15 protein-coding genes are annotated in these 19,972 nt (G+C 54.0%); 4 read left to right on the top strand and 11 right to left on the bottom strand.

Annotation, left to right across the window (positions count from 1 at the left end):
• Positions 1 to 40 precede the first annotated feature (40 nt).
• From DEO48_RS19205 to DEO48_RS19160, 10 genes are all read right to left on the bottom strand, one after another.
• A complete protein-coding gene (locus tag DEO48_RS19205) occupies positions 41 to 1,270 on the bottom strand; it encodes a winged helix-turn-helix domain-containing protein (protein ID WP_109846023.1) in 1,230 nt (409 codons plus the stop codon).
• A 44-nt stretch (positions 1,271 to 1,314) separates the two neighbouring features.
• On the bottom strand, positions 1,315 to 2,292 hold the full coding sequence (gene lpxK, locus DEO48_RS19200) for a tetraacyldisaccharide 4'-kinase (RefSeq protein ID WP_109846022.1): 978 nt from the start codon (positions 2,290 to 2,292) through the stop codon (positions 1,315 to 1,317).
• Entirely contained in the window at positions 2,289 to 4,037 is a 1,749-nt protein-coding gene (gene msbA, locus DEO48_RS19195) for a lipid A ABC transporter ATP-binding protein/permease MsbA (RefSeq protein WP_023310998.1), read from the bottom strand. The genes lpxK and msbA overlap by 4 nt, the downstream gene beginning before the upstream one ends.
• 36 nt (positions 4,038 to 4,073) lie before the next feature.
• A complete protein-coding gene (locus tag DEO48_RS19190) occupies positions 4,074 to 6,338 on the bottom strand; it encodes a ComEC family protein (RefSeq protein WP_109846021.1) in 2,265 nt (754 codons plus the stop codon).
• 215 nt (positions 6,339 to 6,553) lie between these two features.
• The gene (ihfB, locus tag DEO48_RS19185; RefSeq protein ID WP_008499965.1) at positions 6,554 to 6,841 is read right to left on the bottom strand and encodes an integration host factor subunit beta; all 288 of its coding nucleotides are present in this window, start codon (positions 6,839 to 6,841) and stop codon (positions 6,554 to 6,556) included.
• A gap of 170 nt (positions 6,842 to 7,011) precedes the next feature.
• Entirely contained in the window at positions 7,012 to 8,685 is a 1,674-nt protein-coding gene (gene rpsA, locus DEO48_RS19180) for a 30S ribosomal protein S1 (protein ID WP_008499966.1), read from the bottom strand.
• A gap of 111 nt (positions 8,686 to 8,796) precedes the next feature.
• A complete protein-coding gene (cmk, locus tag DEO48_RS19175) occupies positions 8,797 to 9,480 on the bottom strand; it encodes a (d)CMP kinase (RefSeq protein ID WP_013097305.1) in 684 nt (227 codons plus the stop codon).
• 185 nt (positions 9,481 to 9,665) lie between these two features.
• Entirely contained in the window at positions 9,666 to 10,949 is a 1,284-nt protein-coding gene (gene aroA / locus DEO48_RS19170) for a 3-phosphoshikimate 1-carboxyvinyltransferase (protein ID WP_109846020.1), read from the bottom strand.
• A gap of 69 nt (positions 10,950 to 11,018) precedes the next feature.
• On the bottom strand, positions 11,019 to 12,107 hold the full coding sequence (gene serC / locus DEO48_RS19165; RefSeq protein WP_109846019.1) for a 3-phosphoserine/phosphohydroxythreonine transaminase: 1,089 nt from the start codon (positions 12,105 to 12,107) through the stop codon (positions 11,019 to 11,021).
• Positions 12,108 to 12,269: 162 nt separating this feature from the next.
• Complete coding sequence (locus DEO48_RS19160) at positions 12,270 to 12,962, bottom strand: DUF421 domain-containing protein (protein ID WP_109846018.1); 693 nt, start codon at positions 12,960 to 12,962, stop codon at positions 12,270 to 12,272.
• A 127-nt stretch (positions 12,963 to 13,089) separates the two neighbouring features.
• Between DEO48_RS19160 and ycaO the strand changes: the two genes are divergently transcribed.
• The 4 genes from ycaO (at position 13,090) to pflA (ending at position 19,392) form a co-directional block, all read left to right on the top strand.
• On the top strand, positions 13,090 to 14,850 hold the full coding sequence (gene ycaO / locus DEO48_RS19155) for a 30S ribosomal protein S12 methylthiotransferase accessory factor YcaO (protein ID WP_181367031.1): 1,761 nt from the start codon (positions 13,090 to 13,092) through the stop codon (positions 14,848 to 14,850).
• 406 nt (positions 14,851 to 15,256) lie between these two features.
• On the top strand, positions 15,257 to 16,114 hold the full coding sequence (gene focA, locus DEO48_RS19150) for a formate transporter FocA (RefSeq protein ID WP_008499974.1): 858 nt from the start codon (positions 15,257 to 15,259) through the stop codon (positions 16,112 to 16,114).
• Between the two features lie 51 nt (positions 16,115 to 16,165).
• Positions 16,166 to 18,448: a formate C-acetyltransferase gene (gene pflB / locus DEO48_RS19145; protein WP_023310992.1), complete on the top strand. Its 2,283-nt coding sequence runs from the start codon at positions 16,166 to 16,168 to the stop codon at positions 18,446 to 18,448.
• Positions 18,449 to 18,651: 203 nt separating this feature from the next.
• The gene (pflA, locus tag DEO48_RS19140) at positions 18,652 to 19,392 is read left to right on the top strand and encodes a pyruvate formate lyase 1-activating protein (RefSeq protein ID WP_045630022.1); all 741 of its coding nucleotides are present in this window, start codon (positions 18,652 to 18,654) and stop codon (positions 19,390 to 19,392) included.
• Between the two features lie 36 nt (positions 19,393 to 19,428).
• Here the strand turns inward: pflA and DEO48_RS19135 are convergent, their stop codons facing one another.
• Positions 19,429 to 19,950, bottom strand: coding sequence for an anti-virulence regulator CigR family protein (locus DEO48_RS19135; protein ID WP_045404123.1), 522 nt, complete (start codon positions 19,948 to 19,950; stop codon positions 19,429 to 19,431).
• Between the last annotated feature and the right edge of the window lie 22 nt (positions 19,951 to 19,972).

The raw sequence follows: 19,972 nt of genomic DNA, 5'->3' as shown, positions 1-19,972 counted from the left end.
CTCCGTATGGGTAATCGCTAAAGCTTAACACATTCCCTTTTCAGGGAGTGCCTGTTTCCCAGCCACTTCGACAGGATGTAAACAGCCCGTCGGGCACCCTACCCAGCGTCACGTCGCGGGCACCCTGCCAGCGCGCGAATTCGCTAATGGCGGACGTTAACCCTTTTTCCAGGCTCGCCGTCACCCTGACGCCCTCTTCCAGATAAAGCGCAATAATTTCAAGCGTGCCGGTCTTGCGGTGCATTTTGGCGTCCATGCGCCCGACCAGTTGCCCCTTATGCAGCAGCGGGAGTACAAAGTAACCATACTGGCGCTTTGGCGCCGGGGTATAACATTCCAGCCGGTAGCTAAAGTCGAACAGCTGCTCGGCGCGTTTTCTGTCCCAGACGACCGGGTCGAAAGGCGACAACACCGCACTGTGGGTTGCCTGAAGTTTCCCCTCCTGGGCCAGAGGCAGTAGCGGGAGGAGATCCGCATGCAGCCACATGTCGCCCAGCGTTTCCACCGTGACCGGGATGACGCGCTGTTCGCGTTGCCAGATGTCCAGCAGCGGTTTCAGCGCGGGCTGGCGAAGGCGATAATAATCAGCCAGCCATTGCGGGCGGAAAATCCCCAGGCTGCGGGCGCTGTTTTCGAGCATGATGGCCTCGGCCGCCTCCTGGGTAAGCAGGTCACGCTCGTCGTCCCAGTGCGGCATCACGCGATGAGTCAGGTCGTACACGCGCTGAAAATTACGCCGCTCAATCACCATGACTTTGCCAGAGGTAAACAGCCCTTCGAGATGACGCTTATGCGGTTTCCACTCCCACCAGCCGCTGGTGCCTTTGCGCGGGTGTTCAAAATCGGCGGAGCGTACGGGACCGTTATCCTGAATATGCTCGATTAGCTGCTCAATTTCGGCCGCATGTTCCAGCATCCACGCCTGACGGTATTTCCAGCCCATCTTTTCCGGAGCAAGCATACGGTGGCGAACCAGGGCAAAATCGCTGCGGGGCAGGAAGCAGGCTTCGTGCGCCCAGTACTCCATTAACTCTCCCTTGCTGAGCGCCTCATCCAGCCACTGCGAAGGATAATTCCCCAGGCGGCTAAACAGCACCAGGTAAGGGCTACGGGCCACGATGTTAATGGTGTCGATTTGAAGCAGCGACATGCGCTGGACGGTCGAGAGAATATCGGCAGGCTGCGCGCGGCGGCGGGGCTTTTTAAGCAGCCCCTGCGCGGCAAGGTGTAAATGACGTGCGGCTGAAAGCGAGAGTTGCGGTAAAGACATGCGTTATCCTGTCAGTCAAAGCGCCACCAGAACCGCGTAAGCGTTTATTTCACCAACGCAATCAGTTCCTTGAGCAAACGTTCCGGCTGCTCGCCGCTGAGTTCAGCGTCAACCGGCAGATACCACCAGTTATCTTTCGCGAAGGCACGGCATTTCACCGCATCTTTTTCGGTCATGATCAGCGACTGCCCGGGTACGGTCAGGGCGTCTACCTGCCCTTCCACCAGCGCCTGGTGGTCGGCCAGCGGAACGCGTTTTTCCAGCCGGGCACCACACTGTTCCAGCGTCGCGAAGAAGCGCGGCGGATGGCCAATCCCCGCCATCGCCACCGGTGAAGGCAGCTCAGCAACCGACCGGCGGTCACCCGTCACCAGGTTGACCGCCAGACCCGGCTGCAGGTACATCGGGATTTCACCCGCTTTTGCCTCACCACCGTTCACAATCACCGCATCAACGGACTTAAGACGCGAAGCGCGTTCGCGCATGGGTCCGGCCGGCAGCCACCAGCCGTTACCGAAACGGCGAACACCGTCGATGACCACGATCTCTTTATCACGCGCCAGGGCATAGTGCTGCAGGCCATCGTCAGTGATGATGATTTGTACCGCCTGTTCGGCAAGCAGCGCCTGAACGGCGTCGCTGCGCACAGGAGAGACCGCAACCGGCGCGCCGGTACGCTGGAAAATCAATACCGGTTCATCACCCGCTTCGGCTGTCGTGGTTTCCGCCGTCAGCAGCAGCGGATAACGCGCCGCTTTGCCACCATATCCGCGCGATACCACCCCTGGGCGGATGCCGCGTTTTTGCAATTGCTCCACCAGCCAGATCACCACCGGCGTTTTACCGTTGCCGCCCGCCGTAAGATTACCGACCACCACCACCGGAACCGGCGCGCGCCAGGCGCGCTTCAGCCCCAGACGGTAAAGCAGACGGATAATGCCGCTCACCAGGCCGTATAGCCAGGAGAGCGGCAAAAGCAGCAGCCACAGCGGGGATTCACCGGACCAGATGCGTGCAATCATTCGCCAAACTGCATCTTATGAAGCTGGGCGTAAACGCCGCGGTGTTCCAGCAAATCAGCATGGCTTCCGCGTTCAACAATGATACCGTCCTCAACCACGACAATTTCGTCAGCCTGCTCGATAGTCGACAGACGGTGCGCAATCACCAGCGAGGTACGGTTCTTTTGCAGCTCATCCAGGGCAGACTGAATAGCGCGTTCAGATTCCGTATCCAGCGCGGAGGTCGCTTCGTCCAGAATCAGAATCGGGCTGTCACGCAGCAGCGCACGCGCAATAGCGATACGCTGACGCTGGCCGCCGGAGAGCAGCACCCCGTTCTCACCGATTATCGTATCAAGGCCGTTATCCATCTTGTTGATAAAGTCCATTGCGTAGGCCATACGCGCGGCATTCTCAATCTGCTCGCGGCTGTATTCATCCGTACGCGCGTAAGCAATGTTGTTTGCCACAGTATCGTTGAACAGGTGCACGTTCTGGGAGACCAGCGCCACCTGGTTACGCAGCGACTGCAGGGTATATTCCCGCAGGTCATGACCGTCCAGGAGGATCTCACCTTCGTTAATATCGTAGAAACGGGTGATCAGGCTGGCAATCGTCGATTTACCCGAGCCGGAACGGCCCACCAGCGCCACGGTTTTACCCGCCGGAATGGACAGGTTGATATTACGCAGCGCCGGCGTTTCACGTCCAGGATAGGCGAAAGTGACATTGCGGAACTCAACGTCGCCGCGGGCGCGCTCAATCTCACGAGTACCTTCATCTTTTTCCTGTTCGGAATCGAGAATGCTGAACAGCGTCTGACAGGCAGCCATCCCGCGCTGGAACTGGGCGTTCACGTTCGTCAGTGACTTCAGCGGACGCATCAGGGCGATCATTGAGGAGAAGACCACGGTGATAGTACCCGCCGTCAGCGTCTCCATGACGCTCGGGAAGCTTGCTGCATAGAGGACGAATGCCAGCGCCAGGGAGGCAATCAGCTGAATAATCGGGTCAGAAATGGAAGAGGCCGAGACCATTTTCATCCCCTGCAGACGCATTTTGTTGCTGACTTTATCAAAGCGTTTGGTTTCGACGTCCTGACCGCCAAAAATCAGAACTTCTTTATGCCCTTTCAGCATCTGTTCCGCGCTGGTCGTCACCTGCCCCATCGTGTTTTGCATATTCTTACTGATATTGCGGAAGCGCTTTGAGACGACGCGGATAGCAATAGAAACTATCGGCGCCAGAACGATAAGGATGATCGACAGCTGCCAGCTGTAATAGAACATCATCGCGAACAGGCCGATGATTGACGCACCCTCACGCACAACGGTGATCAGCGCGCTTGAGGAGGAGGAGGCAACCTGCTCGGAATCGTAGGTAATACGAGACAGCAGCGTCCCGGTAGACTGCTTGTCAAAGAACGAGACCGGCATGCCCATCATGTGGCTGAACAGGCGACGGCGCATGGTCATCACCACTTTCCCTGATACCCAGGAAATACAGTAGCTGGAAATATAGCTGGTGATGCCGCGTAAGATCATCAGTCCGATAACCACCAGAGGCATCCATAGCAACACTGAGCGATCCGTTTTACCAAAACCGTCGTCCAGTAACGGTTTGAGGAGCGATAGCATAAAAGTATCGCTGGCTGCGTTGAGAATTAACGCTACACCCGCCACGATCAGGCCTGCTTTAAAGGGTGCAATCATCGGCCAGAGTCGGCGGAAGGTTTGCCACGTGGAGAGATCTTTGTCGTTATGCATTCAAAAAACCAGCATTCGTTGAAATAGCCGCATATTCTACCCGTTATCGACGGGCTCGCCAAACCACTGATGATACCAAACGGGTAAAAATTGCTCTCGCAAGCGCCGGATTTGCCAGTGATGTTGCGAGAATGTCACCGATATTTGTCCTGAATGAGGGGTATCGTGCCAGATGTACCCCTCTTTTCGATAGCGTCGGACAACTTTTGCCGACGGGAATCGCCATGCGTTATAGCGGGCCGCGGAATCCAGGGCGATCTGACCTTCCACCCGCTGTACCAGCGGCAATGACGACGAAGTATTGCTGCCATGATGAGGAACTTGTATGAGCGTGGACGTCAGATAACGCCAGTAATGGCTAAGCATAGCCTGTTCCGCTTGCGCTTCAATGTCCCCTGTTAGCAGAACACTCTGCCCTCCGTCGTCCACCTTTACCACGCAGGAATGGTTATTTCCCTGAGCCGGGTAATTTTCGGGGGGCCAGTGTACGGTGAAGGAGAGTCCCTGCCATTCCCATCTCTGCCCGCGAAAACAGGGCCGATGTCCCGCCTGGCGCAATGGGCTTCTTACCCACACGTCCGGCCAAGCTTTTTGCAACGATGCGAGTCCTCCCGCATGGTCGAGGTGTTCATGACTGAGAATAACGCCTTCAGGCCGCAGATGATGCCAGCGAAGCCACGGGATAATTAACCGCTCTGCGCTATCCCCGCCCGGCCAGGCAAGCCCGGTATCATAGATAATGGCTTTGCCCTGCAGTTCAACGACCATCGCCAGCCCCTGACCCACATCCAGCATATGCAGCGTCCAGCTCTCGCTTTTTTCCGTTCGCCACAGAGGAAATGTCAGTAAGACACTTCCTGCAAGACAAACTGCGGGAAGGGTTTTCCAGGCACGAAAGCGCCAGCCAATGATGATAAGCCAGGGCAGTAATGTCATGTACTGCCACCGTTGGTCGACATTTTGCCAGCCGTCAGGCAGGCGCATGAGGAGCCAGAACAGCCCCGCAAGTGACTTATTGGCTGCGAACCAGACGACGCTTTCCGGTGCCGCCAGCGGCAGCAGATGAAGCAGCATGCCGAGCAGGATCAGCGGCACGGAGACAAACGTCACCAGGGGAACGGCAAAGAGATTCGCGACCAGGGAGGAGATGCTGAATCCATGGAAAATCAGAACCTGTAGCGGCATCAGCAGCATCAGCATGCCGACCTGCAGATAGATCAGGTTCAGCAGAGGCCGTAGACGTCGTGCCCTGCGCCAGCCAGGAAGAGGCAGCCACTGAAACCAGAAAATCAGCGCGGCGACGGCAAATGCAGACAAGAGCAGACTTTGCGAGAGTATGGCTAAGGGATCGCTTATCAGGATCGCCGCCATACAGCAGACCCACACCTGCCAGGGAGACCACTGACGGGCAGCGATCCGCAACATTGCAAGCACAGCAAGCGCGATGACCGTGCGTAGCGCAGGAGGTTGCAGACCGGTAAACCACGCGTAGAAAGCGGCAAAGCATAACCCGGCCAGGAGAGGCATTTGCCAGTGGATACGGTGGCTGGGTAATAAAAACTGTAGCCCACGCGCGAGTAACCAGGCGAGGGATGCCGCCAGCGCGATATGCAGTCCCGAAATCGCCATCAGATGCAGCGTCCCGGTTTCGCGCATCAGGTCTTGTATTTCCCGGGGCACATCCAGACGTTCACCCATTCCCAGTCCGAGTATAACCGCCCCCCATCGGTAAGCAGAAAGGCGGTTTTGCAGTGACATGAGATATTGCGCTCGCAGGCTGCAGCGTCCATCGACGAGTTCCGCACGGGTGAAGCGTCCGCTCAGCGTTTGATGGCGTGCAAAGGCGCTACGCTGGGAATCATAACCGCCGTCGTTCAGTTCGCCATGGACAGGTCTGAGCCTGAGCGTCATGGTCCAGCGCTGACCGGCACACGCTTTCTGTGGCAGATAATTGCCATACAGCGTTACGCCGGTAGAGGCCCACCAGCGCTTGCCATCAACGCTAAGAATGTTTCCATGATGCTGCGTTGCGCCATCTGTGGCGGTGATCGCTACCTCAGCCTGCACGGCCCCCGTGGTTAAATGCTGCATCGGCCAGACGCTCTCCTTCGCAGCCAAAACACCCCACACGCAAAATAACAGCGTGAGACCCGCATACTTCAGTCGTACGTTTCGCCGTGCGGCCAGCACGACCCCGCCAACAATCATTATCCACACGGTATGGCGTGATGGCAGTTCAGGTAACCAGAGTAACGGGGCTATTGCCAGAATGACGCAGACGCTAAGCGCGGGAATTCCCATTGCTACCTCCCTGTTTCAGAGGGGCAGTATCTAATCAGGCAGAGCGAATTGTCAGATGGGAAAAGTACGTTTTACAGCGCGCGCTGTTCTGTTTTTATCGGTTTGCAGAAAACGAAACGGAAAAATGCGGGGCACCTTCAGAAGGAAAGCGACAGAGACAAAAAAAGCACCCGCAGGTGCTTTCTTTCGAACCCAGTTTAACCGGCTGGCTAAACTCAGTTGCCGTAAATATTGGCGCGATCGCGCAGTTCTTTACCCGGCTTAAAGTGTGGAACGTACTTGCCTTCCAGCTCGACTTTATCGCCAGTTTTCGGGTTACGCCCGGTACGTGGAGCACGATAGTGCAGAGAAAAACTACCGAAACCGCGGATTTCAATGCGCTCGCCCTGGGCAAGAGTGGAGGCCATATGCTCCAGCATCTCTTTTACGGCATCTTCCACTGCCTTGGCAGGGATATGCGGTTGCTGACTGGCAAGTCTTTCAATCAATTCTGACTTGGTCATGATTCCTCCGGTTCCTTTCAAACCAATTAGCTGAACAGCTCATTAAACAAGGGCGGCCGTAGCCGCCCTTTGTTATTGATTACAGGACGAATCCTGCAATCTGTCAAGTTTGCTCCTCATCCTTCCCGCTGTAAATGCGTAACAGCGCAAATGATGCTGAGAACCTGATATTACTCGCCTTTAGCTGCTTTGAAAGCTTCAGCCATTGCGTTGTTAGAGAAGTTTGCATCTTCCTGTTTGTTAACAGTTGCGATTGCATCTTTCTCATCAGCTTCGTCTTTAGCACGAACAGACAGGCTGATTGCACGGTTCTTACGGTCAACACCGGTGAACTTAGCTTCAACGTCGTCGCCTACGTTCAGAACCAGAGTGGCATCTTCAACGCGGTCACGTGAAGCTTCAGAAGCGCGCAGGTAACCTTCAACGCCGTCAGCCAGTTCTACGGTTGCGCCTTTAGCGTCAACTGCAGTCACTTTACCGTTTACGATTGCGCCTTTCTTGTTCAGTGCAACCCAGTTGTTGAACGGATCTTCTGCGAGCTGTTTAACGCCCAGGGAGATACGCTCACGCTCTGCGTCAACCTGCAGAACAACTGCAGCGATTTCGTCGCCTTTTTTGTATTCACGAACTGCTTCTTCGCCTGCAACGTTCCAGGAGATGTCAGACAGGTGAACCAGGCCATCGATGCCGCCGTCCAGGCCGATGAAGATACCGAAGTCAGTAATAGACTTGATTTTACCTTCAACACGGTCACCCTTGTTGTGGGTTTCCGCGAACTGCTGCCATGGGTTGTTTTTGCACTGTTTCAGGCCCAGGGAGATACGACGACGTTCTTCGTCGATATCCAGAACCATCACTTCCACTACATCACCAACGTTAACAACTTTGGATGGGTGGATGTTTTTGTTGGTCCAGTCCATTTCGGAAACGTGTACCAGACCTTCAACGCCTTCTTCGATTTCAACGAAGCAGCCGTAGTCAGTCAGGTTGGTTACGCGACCAGTCAGTTTAGTACCTTCTGGGTAACGCTTAGCGATAGCTACCCATGGATCTTCGCCCAGCTGTTTCAGGCCAAGGGATACACGAGTACGCTCGCGGTCGAACTTCAGCACTTTAACAGTGATTTCGTCGCCCACGTTCACGATTTCGCTTGGGTGCTTAACGCGTTTCCACGCCATGTCGGTGATGTGCAGCAGGCCATCAACGCCGCCCAGGTCAACGAATGCGCCGTAGTCAGTGAGGTTCTTAACGATACCTTTGACTTCCATGCCTTCCTGCAGGTTTTCCAGAAGCTGATCGCGTTCTGCGCTGTTTTCGGATTCGATAACGGCACGACGGGAAACAACAACGTTGTTACGCTTCTGGTCCAGCTTGATTACTTTGAACTCAAGCTCTTTGCCTTCCAGGTGCAGAGTGTCACGAACTGGACGAACGTCTACCAGAGAACCTGGCAGGAACGCACGAATACCATTCAGCTCAACAGTGAAGCCACCTTTAACTTTGCCGTTGATAACACCGACCACAGTTTCAGCTTCTTCGTAAGCTTTTTCCAGCGTGATCCATGCTTCGTGACGTTTAGCTTTCTCACGAGAAAGCAGGGTTTCACCGAAGCCGTCTTCTACTGCGTCCAGAGCAACGTCAACTTCGTCACCAACCTGGATTTCCAGCTCGCCCTGGGCGTTTTTGAACTGCTCTGCCGGAATGGCGGACTCAGATTTCAGACCGGCGTCAACCAGTACGACGTCTTTGTCGATAGCAACAACAACACCGCGAACGATGGAACCCGGGCGGGTTTCGATTTCTTTTAAGGATTCTTCAAACAGTTGAGCAAAAGATTCAGTCATGTTTAATCTTCAGGTTAATATTAACGTCCACCTGGCTCCGTGCCGGATGGGGTTGTTTCACATACCCGCCGTCAATCCATTGCAGCGGGGGTACTACTAAATCGGTCGCGATTACGCGAGTGCCAGTTTTTGGCGCGCATATTGTAGCGCTTTTTCAATCACTTGCTCAATAGTTAAACTGGTTGAATCCAGAACTAATGCATCTTCTGCAGGAACAAGTGGGGCGACGGCGCGGTTACGATCGCGGTCATCGCGCTCTTTTATCTCGGATAAAAGGCGATCAAAGTTAACACTAAACCCCTTTTCCTGCAACTGAAGCATGCGGCGTTGAGCACGTTCTTCCGAAGAGGCGTCAAGGAAAATTTTCACTGGCGCATCAGGGAATACCACCGTTCCCATATCGCGTCCGTCAGCGATCAGCCCCGGGGCTTCACGGAACGCGCGCTGACGACGTAACAGCGCCTCTCGAACGCGAGGGAACGCCGCGACCTGAGAGGCCGCATTAGCCACTTCCTGCGTACGGATTTCGCCGCTCACGTCTTCCCCTTCAAGGATGACTTCCAGGTTGCCATCGGTCGATACGAAACGCACATCCAGATGCGCAGCCAGCGGAACTAGCGCTTCTTCAGACGCGACATCCACATGGTGATGCAGCGCGGCCAGCGCCAGCACGCGATAGATTGCTCCCGAATCTAAAAGATGCCATTGCAATGCTTCCGCCATCGCTTTGCACAGAGTACCTTTCCCTGCGCCACTCGGCCCATCAATGGTGATTACCGGGGCAACTGCCGTCATCTTTTTCTCCTTAAATAAGGCATACCGTTTACATGAACGCCGCGCATTATACGCGCCAACGTGCGCAACTGTTACCTTTGCGTGCAAATTACGGAATGATTGAAGCAGAGTGTAGAAGAAATGAGCGGAGGTGTTCGTAATGAAGAGTAAGGAAATGCCGCATCGGACGATGCGGCAATACGTTATCAGCCCAGCGTACTAATGCGTGCCAGCTGTTCGAAGTAGTCCGGGAACGTTTTCGCCGTACATTTCGGGTCAAGAATGGTGACTGGCGTGTCTGACAGCGCCACCAGCGAGAAGCACATCGCCATGCGGTGATCGTTGTAGGTGCCGATTTCCGCAAACTGCAGTTTTGCCGGAGGGGTCACGCGAATGTAGTCTTCGCCCTCTTCCACCTCGGCACCGACTTTTCGCAGTTCGGTCGCCATCGCGAACAGGCGGTCCGTCTCTTTTACGCGCCAGTTGTAGATGTTACGCAGCGTGGTAGTGCCTTTGGCAAACAGCGCCGCCGTGGCAATGGTCATCGCCGCATCCGGGATATGGTTCATGTCCATGTCGATGGCGTTCAGCTCGCCGTGGGTACAGGAGATGAAGTCATCGCCCCAGGTGACAATGGCGCCCATTTTTTCCAGCACGTCCGCAAAACGGATGTCGCCCTGCACGCTGTTACGGCCAATACCGGTCACTTTTACCGTGCCGCCTTTAATCGCACCCGCGGCCAGGAAGTAGGACGCGGATGACGCATCACCCTCAACAAGGTAGTTGCCCGGAGACTGGTACTGCTGCGCCCCGCGCACCACGAAGCGCTGATAAGACTGGTTTTCCACCTCAACGCCGAAGGTTTTCATCAGGTGCAGCGTGATATCAATGTACGGTTTAGAAACCAGTTCGCCCTTGATGCTAATAACCGTATCCTGCGGTGCCAGCGGCGCGGTCATCAGCAGGGCCGTCAGGAACTGGCTGGAGACGCTGCCGTCCACCTCGACGTGACCGCCGGTAAAACCGCCGCGCAGACGCAGTGGCGGATAGTTTTCCTGCTCCAGATACTCAACCTGCGCGCCGCCCTGACGCAGAGCATCCACCAGGTGACCAATCGGACGCTCTTTCATGCGCGGCTCGCCGGTCAGCACAATGTTGTTGCTACCCAGACACAGGGCCGCCGCCAGCGGGCGCATCGCGGTACCCGCGTTGCCCAGAAACAGCTCAAGCTCTTCGCCCGAGCGCAGCGCGCCGCCGTTGCCGGTCACTTCGCAGCGGGTACGATCGTCGGAGAGAGTGTAATGAACGCCCAACGCTTTCAGCGCATTGAGCATATGGCGCACGTCATCGCTGTCCAGCAGGTTTGTAAGGACGGTGGTGCCGTTTGCCAGAGCTGCCAGCAGCAGAGCGCGGTTCGAGACACTTTTTGAACCAGGCAGATTAATGGTGCCATCTACCCGCGCGATAGGTTGTAACGTCAGGGATTCCATGAAAACTAAACTCTCAACTCAACATAATAAAAACCCCGCAGGGACGCTGCGGGGGTGACAAACAGCAAATTAACCGTGACGACGTTCGAAGTCGATCATGAAATCCGTCAGGGCTTTAACGCCTTCCAGCGGCATCGCGTTATAGATGGAGGCACGCATGCCGCCAACGACACGGTGACCTTTGAGCGCATGCAGGCCTGCCGCGAAGGACTCTTCCAGGAACACTTTGTCCAGGCTGCTGTCCGCCAGCTGGAACGGCACGTTCATGCGGGAACGGTTCGCTTTCGCCACATCGTTGCGGTAGAAATCGCTCTTGTCGATTACGCCGTACAGCAGTTCAGCTTTCTGCTGATTCACCTTGTCCATCTGTGCCACGCCGCCGTTTTGCTTCAGCCATTTGAAGACCAGGCCGGAGAGATACCAGGCAAACGTTGGTGGGGTGTTGAACATCGAATCGTTATCGTTCAGCACGGTGTAATCGAGAATCGACGGGCAGGATTTATGCGCTTTACCCAGCAGGTCCTCACGCACGACGACAATAGTCAAACCGGCTGGACCGATATTTTTCTGCGCGCCCGCATAGATAACGCCGTAGCGGCTGACATCAATTGGCGCAGACAGAATGGTGGAGGAGAAGTCGGCGGCAACCACGACATCGCTGCCGAAGTTTGGCGTCTCGTCGATGGCAATCCCGTCAATAGTTTCGTTCGGGCAATAGTGCAGATACGCTGCGTTACCGGAAAGCTGCCACTCGCTCATTGGCTTCACGGCACGCAGACCGTCAACGGTCACTTTGGCGTCGATAACATTCGGCGTGCAGTATTTATGCGCTTCTTTAACCGCGCTTGCCGCCCAGTAACCCGCGTCAACGTAGTCAGCCGTCGTTTTATCACCGAGAATATTCAGCGGAACGCCCGCAAACTGGCCGCGCCCACCGCCGTGACAGAACAATACTTTGTAGTTCGAGGGAATATTCAGCAGATCGCGAAAATCCTTTTCTGCCTCTTCCGCCACCTGAATAAACTCTTTACCACGGTGGCTGATTTCCATCACCGACGTACCGAGACCGTTCCAGTCACAGAGTTCCTGTTGAGCCTGTTTAAGCACGTCTGCCGGTAACATTGCCGGACCTGAACTGAAATTAAAGACTTGAGCCATTTCCCCTCACCACGCTAAAAGCCATAAGTTATAACTGTGGATATCGGTTTTATCATTCAGTGACACGCGCCGCAATGTCTAAAACTTATGACCCGTGAAATGTGCCCCGCGTCACACAAAACAATCTGCCGCCTCGCTAAGACAAAACCGACAAAATGGCTGTCAGGTAATACGTTTGGCCCGGCTAACCTTCGTCCATTCCGGATTTGCACAGCGGGGGCATAATTGGCGATCCCCCGGCTGCATCGCGACAACATGGCTACATCTTACGCAAGCATACTCGCCGGATTCAGGTACCGTTCTGAAACGCTCGATCAGCATATCCGGCAGGATACACAGTCCCGGCTTCACCTCGTCGTCAGAATAGTAATAGATGCTGATCTGCCCGTTGGTTTCCATGATCGCCAGACGCACCTGCCCGAGCTGTTCAACGCTGTTAAGGCGAAGCTCCATAAAGAACTCAAACTCGGTCATATTGGCGCTTTGTACATTTTCCCAGGCCAGCTGTCCGTCCTCGACGATAACGACCGGCTTCCCTTCAAGCAGATCTTCCAGCTTTTCGCTTTTCGACATCAGCCACATGACAAGACGGTAAAGTAGCGCCAGTGAGACAAAAACGATAAACACCGGCACCATCGGCACGTCATCATAAAAGGCGACGTCACCCGCCGCCGAGCCCAGCGTCAGGATGATCAATACCTCAAAGAGCGACATCTGCCGCACGCCGCGGCGGCCGGTGATTTTAAGAAACAGGAAGACGAGGACGAAGGTATACAGGCTGCGCAGCGCCACTTCGCCCAGAAATTCAGGAGGAACTTTATCAAACGCCATCCGCTGGAGATCAAATGCTTTCATTTTTCTATGCCTTAACAGTCAGTTACTGCCACTAAGCATAGCCCAGCCTTTTATTTTCGCCGAAGATAGCACCCGTCACGCAAAACCCGTATCATTGCGCGCTTTACGTACGATAAAAGTGAACGCCATGACTCAAACGTTTATCCCCGGCAAAGACGCCGCTCTGGAAGACTCCATCGCTCGCTTCCAGCAGAAACTGACCGACCTGGGTTTTAACATCGAAGAAGCCTCCTGGCTCAATCCGGTGCCTCATGTCTGGTCCGTGCATATTCGCGATAAAGACTGTGCCCTGTGCTTTACCAACGGTAAAGGCGCGACAAAAAAAGCGGCACTGGCCTCTGCGCTGGGTGAGTATTTTGAGCGTCTGTCCACCAACTATTTCTTCGCTGACTTCTGGCTGGGCGAAACCATCGCTAACGGCCCGTTCGTTCATTATCCAAATGAAAAATGGTTCCCGCTGACCGAAGATGACGAGCTGCCGGAAGGTATTCTCGACGCGCGCCTGCGTGCTTTCTACGATCCGGAAAACGAACTGACCGCCAGCATGCTGATCGATCTGCAGTCTGGCAATGAAGACCGTGGGATCTGCGCCCTGCCGTTCACCCGTCAGTCTGATGAGCAGACCGTGTATATTCCGATGAACATCGTCGGCAACCTGTATGTGTCTAACGGCATGTCCGCCGGTAACACCCGCAATGAAGCGCGCGTGCAGGGTCTGTCTGAAGTCTTCGAGCGTCACATCAAAAACCGCATTATTGCCGAATCCATCAGCCTGCCTGAAATTCCGGCAGACGTGCTGGCGCGCTACCCGGGCGTAGTGGAGTCCATCGCTAAGCTCGAAGCAGAAGGTTTCCCAATCTTTGCCTATGACGGCTCTCTGGGCGGCAAGTATCCGGTTATCTGCGTGGTGCTGTTTAACCCGGCCAACGGCACCTGCTTCGCCTCCTTCGGGGCGCACCCTGACTTCGGCGTGGCGCTGGAGCGTACCGTTACCGAGCTGCTGCAGGGCCGTAGCCTGAAAGATCTCGACGTCTTCACTCCGCCAACGTTTGACGATGAAGAAGTGGCCGAGCATACCAACCTTGAAACCCACTTCATTGACTCCAGCGGTTTAATTTCCTGGGATATGTTCAAGCAGGACGCCGACTATCCGTTCGTGGACTGGAGCTTTGCCGGTACCACGGAAGAAGAGTTCGCCACGCTGATGGCTATCTTCAACGCGGAAGATCAGGAAGTCTACATTGCCGACTACGAACATCTTGGCGTCTACGCGTGCCGCATTATCGTTCCGGGCATGTCCGACATCTACCCGGCTGAAGATCTGTGGCTGGCGAACAACAGCATGGGTGCCCATCTGCGCGAAACGCTGCTGGCTCTGCCGGGCAGCGATTGGGAGAAAGAAGATTATCTGAACCTGATCGCCCAACTGGACGAAGAAGGCCACGATGACTTCACCCGCGTACGCGAACTGCTGGGCCTGGCGACCGGTAAAGACAACGGCTGGTATACCCTGCGCATCGGTGAGCTGAAAGCGATGCTGGCCCTGGCGGGTGGCGATTTGGATCAGGCCCTGGCCTGGACCGAGTGGACCATGGAATTCAACCAGTCTGTCTTCTCTGCCGAACGCACCAATTATTACCGCTGCCTGCAAACCCTGTTGCTGCTGGCCCAGGAAGAGGACCGCGAGCCGCTGCAATACCTGAATGCTTTCGTACGTATGTACGGAGCTGAGGCCGTAGAAGCAGCCAGCGCGGCTCTGAGCGGCGAAGCGCCGTTCTATGGCCTGCAGGCTGTTGATAGCGATCTGAAAGCCTTCCCGGCGCATCAATCGCTGCTGAAGGCCTACGAAAAGCTGCAGAAAGCAAAAGCCGCTTACTGGTTAAAATAAGCGCAGATAACATTACCAGCAGTAGGCGTATTCAATCGTCTGGGCTATATTACGGGGCAATTTCATTGCCCCGTTTTTTATTTTCTTCGGCAATGACTGTTGATTGTAATAATAAAGTTAAACATGGGTAAATATAATAATATTTACCTGGGCTTTACTGTTACTTTTTATGGTAAATACTCCATATTAATTAACTGCGTCAGGGGTGGCCGAACGAAAAAATTCAACTCTTTTCATAACTTTTAAAATTTATTTTTATACGGATAATCAATTACTTACTCCGCATTTGTTGTAAAACCATACACACTGCGGGCCTATAAGCCAGGCGAGATATGATCTATATCAATTTCTCTTCTATAATGCTTTGTTAGTATCTCGTCGCCGACTTAATAAAGAGAGAGTTAGTGTGAAAGCTGACAACCCTTTTGATCTTTTACTCCCTGCTGCGATGGCCAAAGTTGCCGAAGAAGCGGGTGTCTATAAAGCAACGAAACACCCGATGAAGACGTTCTATCTGGCGATCACGGCTGGTGTGTTCATCTCTATCGCTTTCGTCTTCTACATCACCGCCACCACCGGTACTGCCGGAATGCCTTTCGGCATGGCCAAACTGATTGGCGGCATTTGCTTCTCACTGGGTCTGATTCTCTGCGTCATCTGCGGCGCCGACCTCTTCACCTCAACGGTGCTGATTGTCGTGGCAAAGGCCAGCGGAAGAATTACCTGGGGTCAGCTGGCACGTAACTGGCTTAACGTCTATGTGGGTAACCTGGTTGGCTGTCTGCTCTTTGTTTTGTTGATGTGGCTTTCTGGCGAGTACATGACCGCCAACGGTGGCTGGGGCCTTAACGTCCTGCAAACCGCCGACCACAAAATGCACCACACATTTATCGAAGCCGTTGCTCTCGGCATCCTCGCTAACCTGATGGTCTGCCTGGCTGTATGGATGAGCTACTCGGGTCGTAGCCTGATGGACAAAGCCTTAATTATGGTTCTGCCGGTTGCGATGTTTGTTGCCAGCGGCTTTGAGCACAGTATCGCGAATATGTTCATGATCCCAATGGGCATTGTCATCCGCGACTTTGCGAGCCCGGAGTTCTGGACCGCAGTTGGTTCATCCCCGGAAAGTTTCTCTCACCTGACTATTATGAATTTCATTACTGATAACCTGATCCCTGTCACTATCGGGAACATTATCGGTGGGGGTCTGTTAGTTGGGTTGACATACTGGGTCATTTACCTGCGTGGCGACGATCATCATTGATGGTTTTCTCAGGCAGTAAATAAAAAATCCACTTAAGAAGGTAGGTGTTACATGTCCGAGCTTAATGAAAAGTTAGCCACAGCCTGGGAAGGTTTTGCGAAAGGTGACTGGCAGAATGAAGTAAACGTACGTGACTTCATTCAGAAAAACTATACACCGTATGAAGGTGACGAATCCTTCCTGGCTGGCGCAACTGACGCGACCACCAAGCTGTGGGACAGCGTAATGGAAGGCGTTAAACTGGAAAACCGCACTCACGCGCCAGTTGATTTTGACACCTCCGTTGCTTCCACCATCACTTCTCACGATGCTGGCTACATCAACAAAGCCCTTGAGAAAATCGTTGGTCTGCAGACTGAAGCACCACTGAAACGCGCAATCATCCCGTTCGGTGGTATCAAAATGGTTGAAGGTTCCTGCAAAGCGTATAACCGCGAGCTGGACCCAATGCTGAAAAAAATCTTCACCGAATACCGCAAAACCCACAACCAGGGCGTATTCGATGTTTACACCAAAGACATTCTGAACTGCCGTAAATCTGGCGTTCTGACTGGTCTGCCAGATGCGTATGGCCGTGGCCGTATCATCGGTGACTACCGTCGCGTTGCGCTGTACGGTATCGACTTCCTGATGAAAGACAAGTACGCGCAGTTTGTTTCCCTGCAGTCCGATCTGGAAAACGGCGTAAACCTGGAAGCGACTATCCGTCTGCGTGAAGAGATCGCTGAACAGCACCGCGCGCTGGGTCAGATCAAAGAGATGGCGGCTAAATACGGCTGCGATATCTCTGGTCCTGCGACCAACGCTCAGGAAGCTATCCAGTGGACCTACTTCGGCTACCTGGCAGCAGTTAAGTCTCAGAACGGTGCAGCGATGTCCTTCGGTCGCGTATCCACCTTCCTGGATGCTTACATCGAACGTGACCTGAAAGCAGGCAAAATCACCGAGCAAGACGCTCAGGAAATGATTGACCACCTGGTCATGAAACTGCGTATGGTTCGCTTCCTGCGTACGCCTGAATACGATGAGCTGTTCTCCGGTGACCCAATCTGGGCAACTGAATCCATCGGCGGTATGGGCGTTGACGGCCGTACTCTGGTAACCAAAAACAGCTTCCGCTTCCTGAACACCCTGTACACCATGGGTCCTTCTCCGGAGCCGAACATCACCGTTCTGTGGTCTGAAAAACTGCCTCTGAACTTCAAGAAATTCGCGGCTAAAGTGTCCATCGACACCTCTTCTCTGCAGTACGAGAACGATGACCTGATGCGTCCGGACTTCAACAACGACGATTACGCTATCGCTTGCTGCGTAAGCCCAATGGTTGTTGGTAAGCAAATGCAGTTCTTCGGTGCGCGTGCAAACCTGGCGAAAACCATGCTGTACGCAATCAACGGCGGCGTTGATGAAAAACTGAAAATGCAGGTTGGTCCTAAGTCTGAACCGATCAAAGGCGACGTTCTGAACTTCGACGAAGTGATGGACCGCATGGATCACTTCATGGACTGGCTGGCGAAACAGTACGTCACTGCGCTGAACGTTATCCACTACATGCACGACAAGTACAGCTACGAAGCCTCTCTGATGGCGCTGCATGACCGTGACGTTATCCGCACCATGGCGTGTGGTATCGCTGGTCTGTCCGTTGCAGCTGACTCCCTGTCTGCAATCAAATATGCGAAAGTTAAGCCAATTCGTGATGAAGACGGTCTGGCTATCGACTTCGAAATCGAAGGCGAATATCCGCAGTTTGGTAACAACGACTCTCGCGTTGATGACATGGCGGTTGACCTGGTAGAACGTTTCATGAAGAAAATTCAGAAACTGACTACCTACCGTAACGCTATCCCGACTCAGTCTGTTCTGACCATCACCTCTAACGTTGTGTATGGTAAGAAAACCGGTAACACCCCAGACGGTCGTCGTGCTGGCGCGCCATTCGGCCCAGGTGCGAACCCAATGCACGGTCGTGACCAGAAAGGTGCGGTTGCCTCTCTGACTTCCGTTGCTAAACTGCCGTTTGCTTACGCGAAAGATGGTATCTCTTACACCTTCTCTATCGTGCCAAACGCGCTGGGTAAAGACGACGAAGTGCGTAAAACTAACCTCGCGGGTCTGATGGATGGTTACTTCCACCACGAAGCGTCCATCGAAGGTGGTCAGCACCTGAACGTGAACGTCATGAACCGTGAAATGCTGCTCGACGCGATGGAACACCCTGAGAAATATCCTCAGCTGACCATCCGCGTATCTGGCTACGCAGTACGTTTTAACTCCCTGACTAAAGAACAGCAGCAGGACGTTATCACCCGTACTTTTACTCAGTCCATGTAAGTGGAATTGACTGAAATCACGCGTTAACAAGCGTACAATAAAGGCTCCACGTCAGTGGGGCCTTTTTAGCACCCTCTCCACCTCAGTCTCTTTTGTCCGCTATCTATACTGAATGGATAACAGCCAAAACAGACTTAACACAGCCGGCTTTGAGCTGTGCATACACAGGCCCGGGACGGGCCGATGATGGAGATATCACCGCAATGTCAACTATTGGTCGTATTCACTCCTTTGAATCCTGTGGCACCGTCGATGGCCCGGGTATCCGCTTTATCACCTTTTTCCAGGGCTGCCTGATGCGCTGCCTGTACTGCCATAACCGTGATACCTGGGATACGCACGGCGGTAAAGAAGTTACCGTTGAAGACTTGATGAAAGAGGTGGTGACCTACCGCCACTTTATGAACGCGTCCGGCGGCGGCGTCACCGCATCCGGCGGTGAAGCCATTCTGCAGGCTGAATTTGTCCGCGACTGGTTCCGCGCCTGCCATAAAGAAGGCATTCATACCTGCCTCGACACCAACGGCTTTGTACGCCGCTACGATCCGGTTATCGACGAGCTGCTTGAAGTGACCGATCTGGTCATGCTCGATCTCAAACAGATGAACGATGAGATCCACCAGAACCTCGTTGGCGTCTCAAACCACCGCACGCTGGAATTCGCCAAATACATTGCCGATAAAGGCATCAAAACCTGGATCCGCTACGTGGTGGTTCCCGGCTGGTCAGATGATGACGACTCCGCGCACCGCCTGGGTGAATTTACCCGCGACATGGGCAACGTCGAGAAAATTGAGCTTCTGCCCTATCACGAGCTGGGTAAACATAAATGGGTGGCAATGGGCGAAGAGTACAAACTCGATGGCGTGAAGCCGCCGAAGAAAGAGACGATGGAACGCGTCAAAGGTATTCTTGAACAGTACGGCCACAAGGTGATGTATTAAAGAAAAGGCCCGGTGAGAACCGGGCCTTTTTATATTCTATTTAAAGACGCCGTTAATAACGGAGGTCACAATGGCTGTACTCAGCGCAATTAAGACCAGGTCATCTCCGACCACGCGCCATTCATAGCCCGGGTAGGAAGGAAGCTGGCCCAGCATTGAGGCCGGCACGGTTTTCTTCGCAATGCCCGGAGGCAACGGCTTACCGCGCGCCAGGTTTTTCGCGATACCTGGAGGCAGAGAGTCATAGCCCGTTAAGCCATAATTCAGCGCCAGATGGCGGGCATGATCGAAGCTCACGCGAGCGTCGACATCGTTACCGACATCTTTACTGCTTTTAAAACTTTTATCCGATTTCCCAGGGTTATCCTGGCCGTTATTTTGCTTATTGCCATGGTTACCAGAATTCCCGTTACCATGATTACCGCCATTACCTTGCCCGCCACCGTTTCCGTGACCACCGCCATTCCCGTTACCAGGATTAGCCATGACCGGAGCCGTTGCAAACGTTAAAGACAACACTACGGCAAGTGCGGTAGCGGAAAAACGACGAATAGACATGATTGCTGCCTTATAGTGGTAG

It is taken from the genome of Enterobacter sp. CGMCC 5087, assembly GCF_003144775.1.
GTDB lineage: Bacteria > Pseudomonadota > Gammaproteobacteria > Enterobacterales > Enterobacteriaceae > Enterobacter > Enterobacter cloacae_M.
Note: the sequence above shows the minus strand (reverse complement) of the source record. Positions and strands in the feature narration are given on the sequence as shown.